13 protein-coding genes are annotated in these 13291 nt (G+C 53.5%); 8 read left to right on the forward strand and 5 right to left on the reverse strand.

Features of this window, described 5'->3' with window-relative positions; genetic code table 11:
* Nucleotides 1-50: 50 nt before the first annotated feature.
* Nucleotides 51-578, reverse strand: a complete 528-nt coding sequence (locus tag H1Y61_RS07835; protein WP_180574251.1) for a GrpB family protein — start codon at nt 576-578, stop codon at nt 51-53.
* Between the two features lie 222 nt (nt 579-800).
* On the opposite strand from H1Y61_RS07835, the gene H1Y61_RS07840 reads away from it, so the two are divergent.
* A complete protein-coding gene (locus H1Y61_RS07840; RefSeq protein ID WP_180574252.1) occupies nt 801-1667 on the forward strand; it encodes a dienelactone hydrolase family protein in 867 nt (288 codons plus the stop codon).
* A 1009-nt stretch (nt 1668-2676) separates the two neighbouring features.
* Here the strand turns inward: H1Y61_RS07840 and H1Y61_RS07845 are convergent.
* Together H1Y61_RS07845 and H1Y61_RS07850 are read right to left on the reverse strand one after the other, a co-directional pair.
* On the reverse strand, nt 2677-3255 hold the full coding sequence (locus H1Y61_RS07845; protein WP_235680857.1) for an Imm26 family immunity protein: 579 nt from the start codon (nt 3253-3255) through the stop codon (nt 2677-2679).
* Between the two features lie 9 nt (nt 3256-3264).
* A complete protein-coding gene (locus tag H1Y61_RS07850; protein WP_180574253.1) occupies nt 3265-3405 on the reverse strand; it encodes a hypothetical protein in 141 nt (46 codons plus the stop codon).
* A gap of 430 nt (nt 3406-3835) precedes the next feature.
* On the opposite strand from H1Y61_RS07850, the gene H1Y61_RS07855 reads away from it, so the two are divergent.
* Nucleotides 3836-5851, forward strand: a complete 2016-nt coding sequence (locus H1Y61_RS07855; protein WP_235680858.1) for an ATP-binding protein — start codon at nt 3836-3838, stop codon at nt 5849-5851.
* A gap of 590 nt (nt 5852-6441) precedes the next feature.
* Here H1Y61_RS07855 and H1Y61_RS07865 read toward each other — a convergent pair.
* Entirely contained in the window at nt 6442-7509 is a 1068-nt protein-coding gene (locus H1Y61_RS07865; protein ID WP_180574254.1) for a hypothetical protein, read from the reverse strand.
* 265 nt (nt 7510-7774) lie between these two features.
* On the reverse strand, nt 7775-8470 hold the full coding sequence (locus tag H1Y61_RS07870) for an XRE family transcriptional regulator (protein WP_180574255.1): 696 nt from the start codon (nt 8468-8470) through the stop codon (nt 7775-7777).
* 127 nt (nt 8471-8597) lie between these two features.
* On the opposite strand from H1Y61_RS07870, the gene H1Y61_RS07875 reads away from it, so the two are divergent.
* From H1Y61_RS07875 to H1Y61_RS07900, 6 genes are all read left to right on the forward strand, one after another.
* A complete protein-coding gene (locus tag H1Y61_RS07875; RefSeq protein ID WP_015916627.1) occupies nt 8598-8936 on the forward strand; it encodes a helix-turn-helix domain-containing protein in 339 nt (112 codons plus the stop codon).
* Nucleotides 8937-9089: 153 nt separating this feature from the next.
* Entirely contained in the window at nt 9090-9326 is a 237-nt protein-coding gene (locus tag H1Y61_RS07880) for a hypothetical protein (protein ID WP_156637253.1), read from the forward strand.
* 213 nt (nt 9327-9539) lie between these two features.
* Nucleotides 9540-9890, forward strand: coding sequence for a hypothetical protein (locus tag H1Y61_RS07885; protein ID WP_070148838.1), 351 nt, complete (start codon nt 9540-9542; stop codon nt 9888-9890).
* On the forward strand, nt 9890-10747 hold the full coding sequence (locus tag H1Y61_RS07890; protein ID WP_180574256.1) for a ParB/RepB/Spo0J family partition protein: 858 nt from the start codon (nt 9890-9892) through the stop codon (nt 10745-10747). Before H1Y61_RS07885 ends, H1Y61_RS07890 begins: the two co-directional genes overlap by 1 nt.
* Nucleotides 10744-11208 (forward strand): hypothetical protein, encoded by a 465-nt coding sequence (locus tag H1Y61_RS07895; protein WP_071203634.1) that lies wholly within the window; start codon nt 10744-10746, stop codon nt 11206-11208. Before H1Y61_RS07890 ends, H1Y61_RS07895 begins: the two co-directional genes overlap by 4 nt.
* Complete coding sequence (locus H1Y61_RS07900; RefSeq protein ID WP_180574257.1) at nt 11205-13271, forward strand: transposase domain-containing protein; 2067 nt, start codon at nt 11205-11207, stop codon at nt 13269-13271. Before H1Y61_RS07895 ends, H1Y61_RS07900 begins: the two co-directional genes overlap by 4 nt.
* The last annotated feature ends 20 nt before the right edge of the window (nt 13272-13291 follow it).

Raw genomic sequence — 13291 nt, forward strand, 5'->3', positions numbered from 1 at the left:
AATCCTAGAGGCCGCCGATCGCTCGCGTAGCTTTGGGCGTGCTCCGTCCGCTACGGTTCGTTGGCGAGTGCAGCTTTCGCCTCATCAATGAACCTTCGCTTCAGCTCATTGTATTCGGCCCGACCGGTTGGGGCAGCTGCAATCGCTGCCTCTTTCGCAGCAACGTAGGCCTGACGGAGATGCATATCCCGCCTTAGAGCGTCCCGCAGTTGCAGGTTCGAGGTCCAAGACTCTCCCTCGAATTCAACGATATGAAGCAAGTGCGTGCGTTCGCTTCTGTCTCGTCCTCGTCCAAAAATGAAATGGCCTGGGATACCCGCGTGCTCTGCATAGTCGTATCCCAAGCCTTCTAATCGCTCGACGCACTCTCGCCAACGCTCCAGCGGACGAACACCAACCAGAATGTCGAGTATCGGCTTTGCTTTCATACCCTCAATGGACGTTGATCCGTAATGCTCAACACCTTTTGCAAGAATCCCAAGTGCGGTTTTGATCCGGCCACGTTCGGTCTCAAATTCCAGCTTCCAGGCCGGTTGGTAATCCACCAAGTAATTCACACCGTGCTTCAGTCCCAGCATTTGCACCTGCCTATTTCTCCTGCCGCCTATAACTCCTCGTCAGATTACAGGATTATTGGCTAGAACCAGACAGTTCCCTTTCTACTCCATGACAATTATGACTAGACCGATCCCTTAATAGCCGCATCGGGCCAAAGGCCGCCATGGCCGGTTCGCGCCAATACCGGTCATTGTCGACTTAGATTTCTCTGATAGCATGCGATTGCGTCGGAGGAGAACGTGATGCCCTTTAAGACATTCGCGGCCCAGTTCACCGTCATTGCCGCCTTCACAGCAAGTCTCGTCTCAGCGTCGGCCAACGAAGAAGTGCGATTCACCAGTGAGGCCGTCAAACTCAGCCCGTTCCGAGAGAAGCTTGCTAAGCAAAGGGGCGAAGCCTTCCCGCCGCCGCAGGGTACTCCTTTGATCGGCTTCCTTAGTCGTCCCGAAGGCGACGGGCCATTTCCGGCAATAGTTGTTATGCATGGATGCGGAGGCTTGGGATCGCGGCTGAAAAATGATGTCGCGGGACGGTTTGCGTCTCAGGGTTACGTGGTGCTCGTTGTCGATAGCTTCCAAACGCGGCAAATGAAATCGACCTGCCAGAACACTCAGCGCGACGGGCTTTTTACGATGTCCGACCGCGTCTATGATGCTTACGGCGCACTTGATTTCTTGTCGGCGAAACCATTCGTCGACGTACGCCGAGTTGCGCTGATGGGATTTTCCTCTGGGGGAGTTACCGCCCTAGAGGCAACCAAAGTCGAAGGCGATGAGCAGCTAATGAACCGAAAGTTCAAAGCCGCCGTAGCCTACTATCCGACCTGTTCCCCAAGTGAAGGGGACGCCACCGTTCCAACGCTCATAATGGTGGGCGAACTAGACGACTGGGGACCACCGGCTAAATGTCAGGAGAGGTTGACCCACTTGAGCGGCAAAGGCCCTGAGATACGGCTTGTAGTTTATCCAGGTGCCTTTCATGACTTCGATGTCCCTACAGCAAAGCCTGGCACTGTCTACTTCGGTCATCCGCTACAATATAGCGCCTCTGCGACGGCGCAAGCGGCCAAGGATGTCGATGGCTTCCTGCGGGAGGAGCTTCAAAACTAGCCTGCTTGGCTTCGCTATGGCCGCAATGGGCCAAAAGCCGCCATGGCCGGTTCGCGCCAGAAGAAGACGTGTTCCCTTTCGCAACGCTTGACCTTGAGGCTAAGCAAGCAAATTATTCTCGGCCTGAGTAGTCGGATAAACTACTGATGTTGGAGGGTCACGAGGTGACTATCGTATTCGTTGTTTTTCTTGTCTTGGCTTGCGGTGTCGTCGGTGCGACGATGCCGCATCGTAGATTGGGGTCTGGGTTCAGCAAGCTCGATTACTCCCAAGCGTATGAAAACCTCCAGAAGCCGATTTCTCGTAAAACGGCATTCTGGATGAAAATGCGGCTTCTTCTTTTGCTTGTTGCGTTGGCTGGAATGATCGGAGTCCTCTGTATAATTCTGTAGGGCTTTGTCCCGATTGTTGTCAGTCAGGCAGATGTGGAATTGGCGGGAATTTGCGAAATTTCATGGGAACAGGTGGGAGTGGTTGTTTCAAAAAGATATTTTGCCAATCGAACTGCGTCATTGCCTGGGTAAAATAAGCGGGATGGGCGTGTGATCTGGGCGTAAGCGTAGTTTATGACCAAACTTAACGTGTGCCTTCAAAAACCCTTCAGAGCAGGGGTGACGTTTTTCAACGGATTGATATTGCCGGAACATTGCACCAGCGTAGGCTCGCTACGCCTCGCCACATTTGCCGTTAAACTCAGACAGTAAAAATTTCGCGCCGGAATTATCCTCTGCGAGCCAAAAATGCATGGAAATGAATGACTTGTTCGATGCTGGCCATTGGAAGAAAATTTCACGGCGGGCCTTCGGCGCCAGGCTGTAGTGAAGCGCCGCTTAGGTTCCATATTTGATCCTTATCTGATTTTGGCGCCGATTTAGATCGCGTTCAATATCTGAATATTATCTGATAACCGCCCCCGAGTTTCCTCGGCCGCTTGGTCCAAAAGTCGCGTCATTTCTGGATGAAGTCGTCTGCTCTGCGCAATCGGGGACATTCTCGCTTTATCCCCGTGCTATTTCATGGGTCGCATTGATGCCCACCATTTATTTGGAATGCCGTTGAGATGATCTCGAAGTCGGTCTTCGACATGCTCGGCATCCCAAACCGCCGCGCATTCCAGGTGGCCTGCCTCTTCGAAGCTGATCGGGGTCTCGATATTCGCGATTGGATCATACGCTGTTATCCGGCCTGAAATCTGATCCTGCTTGAAGAATATAGTTCTGTCCAAGGCGGCCACTGTGTTTGGATTTACCTTGCCTATCACGGGCCAGCGCCCGGATCTGACAGCGTTGTCCATCACCGCCAGCTTGAATATGACCGGTTGATCTTCTGTAATTGCAGGCGGTTGATCCGTGTCAATTATGTCATCGAAAAATGCGAATAGTGGATTTGTTAGCGCGACGGCATAGAAATGAATTCCAGCATCTACGTCGATCCGAATCAGATCGCCCCGTTTCTGCTTCCGCCGTCGAACCATATCAGCCCCGCCTAATTCGGTGAATAGCCTAGCAACATCCGCAATGTCCGCATAGGGCCGATATTGTTGATTTAGTCGGAGCGACGGCGGTTTGATCGGCGCTGGCGAGGTCAAGGCCGGGGATCAGTGCCAGAAAATCAGTAAGCCAATGCCGATGACAATAGGCACAATCCATCCGTAATTCTGGATGCGTTTTCCGATCTTGGTTTTTGCAGGCGGCGCGCCGAACAGGCTGCCGATGATCATTTCAATGAGTGTACCCATGCTGAGCAATCTAGCAGCGACGCATGCTTGATCAAGGGAGGGGGATTTTGAGACGTGTTCAAAAGGAAGACTAAATGACCACAAATGACGTTGTGTCGGTATGCCGGTTCAAATTTCAACCTTATCTGATGTTGGAGCCGATTTAGAAAGCGTTCCATATTAGACTATTATCTGTTTTTGACGTCGATTTGGACGGCGTTCTATATTTGAACGGGTATTAGCCGTCACCAGTAAACGGCGGTTATACGTGTATTTTGCGCAGCCGGCCGATCACCTTCATGGTAATTCACGGAACGCTGATTCTTTAATTATTCAGATATAGAGATCGCGCGAATTCTAGACGTAAAAACCAGCAAATCTTTCATTAAATGATTCGACTTTGGGTGGAGTTTTGTCTTAATACACTCGCATTTAATTGGGGGGGGAAGAGATGGAAGTTAAGCACTATCAAGTTGCTGTTGAGCGGGATCATCTTAAAAAGCTATCAGCGTCACGGCCAATTCCAGCCATTGCGGAGATCATTTGGAATGCCCTTGATGCTGATGCCACGCGTGTCGATGTTGAATACGATAAGGATAGCATTGGAAGACGATCCATCACGATAAAAGATAACGGTACCGGAATGACGCCTCAGGACGTTGAGAGAAGCTTCAGCAAGCTCGGAGGCTCGTGGAAAGCGCATGGGCAAAAATCCCGGCAAAGAGGCAGGATCCTCCACGGGAAAGAAGGGAAGGGGCGCTTCAAAGCCTTAGCATTGGGGAGGGTCGCGAAATGGACTAGCATCTACCGAGATGGAGATCAGACGTACCGATTCACTGCTACGATTTCGAGTGACGATATTCGAGATGTTCGCGTTACAGAACCCGATGTCGTATCTAACATGCGAACTGGCGTAGAAGTCTTCATATCTGAACTTGAGAGAGACTTTAGATCGCTAGATCACGAGCAATCTATTCCCGCACTGGCTGAAATTTTTGCTATTTATCTAACTGATTATCGGGACGCGGCCATTTACGTCGAGAACCAAAAGGTTGATCCAAGAGAGTATATTAAATCCCAAGTATCTCTCGATTTGCCGGACATTGAGACGGACGATCTTAGTCATAAATGTAAACTTAATGTGATTGAATGGAAGTCTGCCTCCGAAAGGTGGCTTTTTCTTTGCGGCGAGGAGGGCTTTCCGCTCCATAGGATCACTCCGCGCTTTCATAGCCCTGGGCATCAATTTTCGGCTTATCTGAAATCTTCTTATGTAATTACACTTCAGGAGCAAGGGTTGCTTGAGCTAGCGGAGATGAATCCGCCGCTGATCAAGGCCTTGGAATCTACGGCAGAAGCAATAAAAGCCTACTTTCGCGACCGAGATATCGAGGCAATCAGTTCCGAAATTGATCAGTGGAAAGCTCAAGAAATTTATCCTTATGAGCGTGACCCAGAAACTGCTGTAGAGAAGGCTGAGCGCAAGGTTTTTGATATTGTTGCCTTGAACGTCAAGAAGCATTTAGGTGGCTTCCAGGATCTTAGCAAGAAAACGAAAGCTTTCCAGCTTCGCATGTTGCGCCAAGGCATTGAGCGCGGGCCAGAAGAGCTACAGCATATTTTAACTGAAGTCCTTGAATTACCAGAAAACACACGAAAAGAACTATCAAAGCTCCTTAAAGACGCCGCTCTGCCTAACATAATAGCAGCATCGAGAATGGTCACAGACCGTTTGAAGTTTGTGCACGGATTGGAGCATGTGCTTTTTCACCCGGAAATTAGAGCGGTACTGAAGGAACGCAGTCAGCTTCACCGGATGATCGCTGACAATAATACTTGGATTTTCGGAGAAGAGTTCAATCTGACGGTGAGCGATCAATCTCTTACAGCTGTTCTTAAGAAACACAAAAGCCTTTTGGGTGATGAGATCGTAATAGACGGTCCAGTTAAGAGGATCGATGGTAAGGTTTGTATCGTTGATTTAATGCTTTCTCGTTCAGTTCCTCAAAATCATAAAGATGAGTTAGAGCATCTCGTTGTCGAATTAAAACGACCGTCGGTGAAGATAGGCTCAGACGAAATTACACAGATCAAGAGATATGCTTTTACGGTTGCTGATGATGAACGGTTTCAATCACTTAAGACGCGATGGAGCTTTTGGGTAGTTTCGAGCGACATGGATTCTTATGCCAAAGCTGAGATCAAGCAAAAAAATAAGCCAAGGGGAATGATCTACCAATCAGATGAAGGGCATATCGAAATATGGGTGAAGACCTGGTCAGAAATCATAGCTGACTGCAAAGCTAGAATGAACTTCGTTCAGAAACACTTGGATGCCAACGTAGATACTGAACGCTCCTTCAAGTATCTTCAGACCACCTACGCACGATATCTTGGCGATCTTTCATTTGTTTCCGAAGAGGAATCGGAACTAAATGGTGCTGAGGTCGTGGAGGTAGCAGAGTAACCAAGGTTGCTGTCGCCGCCGATTGAAATATTAGATGTAATGAATGCACGGAAGGCCTGGCGAGTTGGTCGGTTCTATGGGCGCGCTAGTATTAAGTGAGGTTGATGGGGGATAGGGGATGTTTAGTGGATTTCTCGGTGTCTTCCTCGTCGTAGCTGCCGCGATTGCAAGCGCGTTATTTTCGTTTTAAAGTTGAAGCGGGCGGACCACCAAAAGATTGCTGAGGTGCGGATTGATTGGAGTGAGCAGTATAGGGAACTTGCGGTGGAACTGTATGGCTTGCTTGTTGAATTGGAATGGCTCATGGCTCCCGGAAAGCGGCGGTCGATACGGCGCAAAGCGGCTTCAGCTTGAGGCCCGTCGTGTCGCGGCAAAGTTACTAATGATGGTTAATTCTGATAGCAGCAATCCAGCCGCATCCGACGAGCACTCGGTCAAAGTTAATATTGGGTCACGGTTAGCCAAAGTTGAGTCTGGCTCGATATGGACTACGTAAGAAGCCATAGGAACGTTCTAAAACATAAATGGTACCAAATAAAAACCGAGTTCTGAGTGTCTAACTTATAGAAAGTCGTCGTCACTTGTATAGATCATGATCGCTTGCGTGGCGTGAATGCACGCAGGATTTTGGCATCCTTGTAGCTATCCCCGACTTTCCGCGCAGAAATCTTTACCACAACGGCAGCTCTCTTCCATTCAGCCTGCTGGATAGCCTTATGATGCCTCGCGCTCAAAAGGGGGTCGTCTAAAGTGGCAACGATGATCTCTCCTGTGCTGACACGTTGCAAACGAACGACAAAACTGTAATCGTCCTCGGATACCACTCCTACGACTTGGAACTCGTCCTGTATGGTGACATCCTGCGAGCTTGAGCGTTGCGAACGGGTTATCTCACGGATGAGGTTCTGTTGAAGGGTAACCCCTTGGATCGTAATCTCATCAGCCTTAGAACTGTTACGGATGATCTCACCCACGGCCTCCCTGTTCAGTTCTCCTACGTGTTTTGCTGCAGCCGATTCTTTATATGCTTGCTCAAGCAGGTCGGTCTTTCTCTTATTTTCCTGCACCAAGTCCTTGATAACTTGGAGAGTGTCACGGCGCTCCGTACTTGCGATTTCTTGTCTCTTTGTTTCCGCCTCTATGCGTGCGGTCTCTTCTTTGAAAGCAGTTTCGATACGCGTCTTTTCAACGTCGTTATTAAGATAGTTTGCAACTTGCGGACTGCCAAAAAATAGTAGCGCAACGACGAGAGCCGTCGCAAAAACTTGTTTGCTGCCCATTTTATCAACACACTTTCCCAAAACGCCTTTTAGTTGTTCCGCTGCATCAGCGTTGAGTTCGGAACTTCCTTCTTCGACTTTGAAAATAAGTTCAAGATCGTCTTTTTCCTGATCGGTAAGCCTGTTGACGCGAGCATCATCTTTAATAAGCAGCGCGGCGGTTCGATAGAATGCGGCTTGATACTCCACAATTCCACGCATCATTGAGGCCGTGACGGTCTGGTGGAAAATGTCACCCTTGAAATTTAGGTGGACCTTCGCCCAGGCGGCGTCACCGAAATCTAGTTCCACATCTTCGGCATCGATTTTGTCGTTTAGGATGTCGCTCAGCACGCGCCATGCATCATCCTCACTCGAAATAGTTATTATTGTTGTCATTGAACCCCACCCAAAAACCGAGTCGAGGAATATCATGGAACAACAAGAAGTTGAATAGCGTCGACATAGTGTCCTGGGCAGAACACTGCAAAACCCAAATAATGACGGGTTGGTCCGCTGCCTCCGACGCCGAAGTTTTCGGTCGCATGAGAATGGTTGGATCACCGTGCGGCAGAATGTGCAGATATTGAAGCCTAGATCCCGCGTAGGAAGTGCTTCTTTTGAAACGCTTCACTCCTAAACGGCTTTACTCCGTCGGGTGCGATCACGGCGGATGCCCCACGAAGATCACACGACCCACGACCGCCAGATCCTCCACTCGGTTCGCGTCAAACGTCTCCACCGGGTACTTCCCTGCAATGTTGTCTGAGATCAGCTCCAGCCGTCCGTCCATACGCCAGTTTGCCCGTTTGACCAGGACGGCGTTGCCGACGCTGAAGACGTAGATGCGGCCGTGGTCGACGGTGGTTTGGCTGGCGTCGACGATGAGGAGGGCGTTGTCGGGGATTGAGGGCAGCATGCTGTCGCCGGTGGACCACATGAGGAAGCAGTGGTCGGGGGCGCCGCCGAGATCTCGTAGGAATTTTCGCTCGAATGCTGTTTCGCTGGTTGGCATCTGGTTGACGGGGAGGAGGCCGGTTCCGGCTGAAGCACAGACATCGTATTGGGGCATCATGACGAAGTCGGGTTTAACGACCTCGGGCAGTTCGATTTGTGAGGTGTTGGCAAACATCTCGCCATTGCCGGTGATCAGCCAGCTCAGATTGACCCCAAACAGGCCGTTGTAAGCGCTTAAGAGCGTCATATTGGGTTCGCTCACGCCGCGCTCGTAAGTTCCCAATGTATCGGCAGGAATCCCAAGAAGCTCCGCGAAGCTCTTCCTATTGTCATGCCCTATCGCTTTCCGGACATCCGTAAGCCTTTGGCCGAGCGGTGTTTTTATGTTTTCTGGACGCGCCATGCCATTAAACGAAGAAATATCGTTTGCAAAACGATGAAACTTCGTTATCCTCTCTATAAATACAGATCCAATCACCCATGAAAAAGGAGGCCAGTCAGGGCCTCCCCGTTCACAACGAGGAACTATTATGCACCGTGCCCGTATTGCGGACAAGGCAGCGAAACTGCGCCTTGATGAGATAAATCGCATAAAAGCCAGGCTCAATGTGGCCGGTCTCACGCTGCTGGCGATCGACCGGGAATATGGCTTGCCGCGCGGCACGGCCGGCAACACGTTGCAGCAGGCCAATCTGGCCGGCGAACGGGCGATTGCCGCTGCCTTGAAGACCCGCCCGCATCTGTTGTGGCGCAGCCGATACCATCCTGATGGCCAACGGCGTGCACCGCAGCCGCCTGAAAACTATCAGCGCCCGCCCAACATGGAAAAGCGCCGCCTTGAAAGCTCCGGCACCCGCGAGGCTGCCTGAGGTGGTGCGGATCGCTTGCTGTTCTAGCCTTTGGCATCCGGGTTTTCACCGGCAGAACAAAAGCACTCCCACACAGAAGCTCCTTCGTTCCGGCTGTCCAGTCCAGCGATCCGCGCCACACGCAAACATTCCCCCAGAACATCGAGACGAACAATGACAAATCGACACGCTCAAATTGTCACCGAAAACCCCTCCATCGCGGAGGGTGCCGCCGATGCCGTCCTTCGGAAGCTGATTGATGCAGCCGGTGAAGATGAAACCGCCGCCCGGCTTGTTGAGCTTGCCCTTGAAGCATTGCGCTACAAGCAGGATGAGGCCATCGCCGCGCAGCTTCTTTCCTCAATCCTTCTTCACGACAATCTCGCGGAGGCGCTCAATGGCCGCCTCTGAAATTTCCCGTCGCAACAAGGCGGAGGCATTGTTTTCCGTGACCTCCAGATGCGCGATCAGGCTTTCGATCGTCTCCTCGTGTCGTCTCTGCGGGGTGATGACAGGTCTCGGAGCCGAGTTGTGGCGGCTCCGAGACCGCTATGCTCCTCTGATTCGTGCCGACGAAAACGGCCGCAAGGGCTTGTGGATGTGTCGCCGAGTAGGGGGCATCCCATGCTGAACCTCCACTCCCAGGCGTCGCTGCATGACGGGGCGTTTCATGCCTGTGTGATGGCAGTGCATGACGGTTTTCCGCATCTGACTGTCCAGGCGATCATCGATCCGCCGCATGAATGGTTCGATGCGGCATTGGCCCGGCAGGTCGTCATTCACCTGATGGTTCGGGTGTTTCTGATCCCCAAACGGCGGGTGGTGGAGCATCAGGAGCGCTCCCGTGAGGCCGTCAACCGGGCGCTTCGAACGATCGACCGCCGCCTGCAGACCCCACGATTTGAACAGCATTATTGCAGGATGGCGGCTGCGGCCCGCGCCTCGCTGACTGCCCGCATGGAGGACGCTGCCTGATGGCCGAGTTCAAAACCATTCCCATTGACCAGATCGTGGTTCCAGAGCGCCTGCGGGCGGTCGAGGAAGACCACGCCCTGGCAATTGCCCAGAGCATTGTCGAACATGGGCTGCTCAACCCGATCACGGTGCGTAGCACCCGGGCTGCCAAGGGCGGAAACTATGCGCTTGTCGCCGGCGCTCATCGCCTGCGGGCCATGGTGCTGAATGACGAAAGCGAAATCGAGGCCATGGTGGTCGAGGCCGACAAGGCCGAGGCGCAGTTGCTTGAGATTACCGAGAACCTGTTTCGCAACGAGCTTTCGGTGATTGACCGGGCGATTTTTGTGCAGAGCTACCGCGATGTGTGGGAGCAGAAGTATGGGAAGATTGACCCCGCGAACAACCTCAAGCAATCGAAGGGCCAAGTTGGCCCTTCGGTAGGACACCGAGCAAATTTGGTGCAATTGCTTGAGGACGAAGCCGAGCGTGGATTTTCTGCGCACGTTGCCCAACGTATGGGGCTTTCGAAGCGGTCCGTAAAGCGGCTAAACCAAATCGCACAAAGCCTTTCCCCCGCACTTCGTACCGCGCTTCGCGGCACCCCTGCCGCCGACAACCAATCGCTACTGCTCAAGCTCGCCAAAGCTGGTCCGAGCAAGCAGGCCGGGATTGTTGCCGGGCTGGAGAAGGAACCGGATATCAAAAAGGTTCTGGCCTGGGCCAAAGATCCAGCACCACCGATCTCGGATGCCGACAAGCAGGCGATCGTTCTTCATCAGCTGAAGACGGCCTGGAAGGGAGCAGATGAGGCAACACGCCAGCGCTTCCTGCAGTCCATCGGTCTGGTGGATGATGTTCAAGAGGCTGCCCAATGAGCAAGCCGGATCCTTCCCAGCTCGACTTTTTCGCCCAGCCGGTTTTCCCGGTGCGCGATGGGGCAAAGCAGGTCGATATCGATCGCTACCGCGCCAAGATCAAACGGGCGATGGCCCGCGCCATTCGTGAATGCGACTATGACCGGCCGACCATCGCCGCCCGCATGGCGCATTATCTCGGCCTGCCGAATGTCAGCAAAGCCACGCTGGACGCCTATACCGCCGAAAGCCGCAATGGTCACGATGTGACGCTGATCCGCTTCACGGCCTTTGTTCATGCCACGGGCGCGCTCTGGCTTTGGGATGAGGTTGCCTCTGTTCAGGGCGTGACTGTGCTGATCGGTGACGAGGCACGACTGGCCGAGATCTCCAGGCTGCGGCAGGAGCGCAAGCGCATCGAGGCGGAAATCCGCCGCCAAAGTGCGCGCCCGGTGACGCTGGTTTCCAGGGGGCGGTCATGAAGGAGTGGTTTTCGCTGGCCGAGCTTGCGGAGCTGAAGCTGCCGGATCTGCCGCACAATGTTGCGAGCCTGCATAGGCTTGCGACCAGCCAATATTGGAGGGGCCATGACGGCGTGGCGCGGCAGGTCGCAGGCACAACCAAAAAGGTCTGGGAATATCATGTCTCCCTCCTGCCGCATGCTGCGCAGACACGGCTGACGATTGCTGAGGGATCGCAAACGCCCGAGAAATGGCAGGCGATCATGGCTCGTAAAAATCGGATTTGGGCGCGGTTTGAACGGCTTTCAAACGAGCATCGAGAGATCTGCAAAAACCGTCTGGATGTGCTTTGCCGGGTGGAAGCGCTGGCCGCCCAGCCGGGCGTCACCCGCGCCGCTGCGATTGCCATTGCCACGGCTGATGCCGGTGTCCAAAAGTCGGCCTATTATGCCTGGAGGGCTCTGACAAAGGATCTTAGCCGCGAAGACTGGCTGGCGGCTTTGGCTCCGTCTCTTTCGCCCAGCTTCGAGATCATGCCTGAAATGGCTGACATCCATCCTGAAGCCTGGGTGTTCCTGAAATCCGACTATCTGCGGCCGGAAAAGCCTGCTTTTGCGGCCTGCTATCGCCGAATGATGAAGGTCGCCAAGCGCGAACATTGGTCACCGATCCCCTCCGAGCGGTCGCTGCGCCGCCGTTTCGATCGCGAAGTCGGCAAGGCCGTGACGTTGTTGAAGCGCGAGGGCAGGGACAAGGCGAAGGGACTCTATCCGGCCCAGCGTCGCAGCCGCGCGCATCTGCATGCGATGCAGATGGTCAATATGGATGGCCACAAGGTCGACGTATTCGTTTCGGTTCCCTGGTCGAAAAAGCCGGTGCGCTTCTTCATCATCGGTATTCAGGATCTCTTCTCCGGCAAGATCGTCGCATGGCGGCTGTCTGAGTCCGAAACTTGGGAAGCAGTGCGGCTGGTGATCGGCGACATGGTCGAGACCTTCGGTATCCCTGAGGACATCTACATCGATAACGGCAGGGCCTTTGCCAGCAAGTGGATCACCGGCGGCACGGTCAAGCGTTTCCGTTTCAAGGTGAAGCCGGAGGATCCGCGCGGACTGCTGACCACGCTCGGGGTTGAGGTGCATTGGACCCGGCCTTATTCCGGCCAGTCCAAACCAATCGAGCGCGCCTGGCGGGATCTGGCAGAAAACATTTCCAAGCATCCTTTCTGTTCCGGGGCATATAGCGGCAACAAGCCGGACGCGAAGCCGGAAAACTATATGGAGCGGGCCATTCCGCTCGATGATTTCCGCGCGCACGTGGCGGCGCAGATTGTCGAGCATAATGCGCAAGAGGGACGCCGGGCCGAGAACTGCAAGGGGCGCAGTTTTGATGAGACCTTTGCGGCTTCCATGGCGACGCCGACGACGATTGTTCGGGTGCCTTCAAAGGCGCAGTCCTCGCTTTGGCTGCTGGCATCGGAAGCGATCAAGACCCGTAAGGGCAGCGGCGAAGTCCATTTCCAGGGTAACAGATACTGGAACCGGTCGCTGAACGAATGGGCGGGAAAGCAAGTCGTTATTCGGTTTGATCCGGACGCCCTTCACAAGCCGATCAGGGTTTATGACCTGAAGAACCGGCTGATCTGCGAGGCGGAGTGCCTGGATGATACGGGCTTCAGCAATATCGATGATGCTCGTCTGCACTCCCGTCTTGCCAACACCCACAAGAAGGCGGTGCGCCTTAAGGCCGATGCGGAAGCAGCCCTCAGCGCCCAGCAGCTTGGCGAAATCTATTACAAGGGATCCAAGCCCAAGCCGGTGGACACACCAGAGCCGATCCGGCCAGCCGTGACGCGGTTAATCACCCGCAGCCAGCAGGTGGAAGCGCCGGTCGAGGCGATTTCCGATCAGCATTTCGAAGACAGTTTTTCCCGCGCACTGGGCCTGGTTCAGGGCGGTGGGGTCATTGAATTCCCGCGAGGGAATAGCCCGGTGTCGCGTGTTTCGGACGCCGGGAACAACGAGCCGAAGAGTAATGCGTACGGTTCCGGAAAAAAGAAGGGCAGTCCTAGGACTGCCCGATAACAGGCCCGAATGGGCTATTT

The sequence above is a fragment of the Agrobacterium vitis genome (assembly GCF_013426735.1).
GTDB classification, from domain to species: Bacteria; Pseudomonadota; Alphaproteobacteria; order Rhizobiales; family Rhizobiaceae; genus Allorhizobium; species Allorhizobium vitis_D.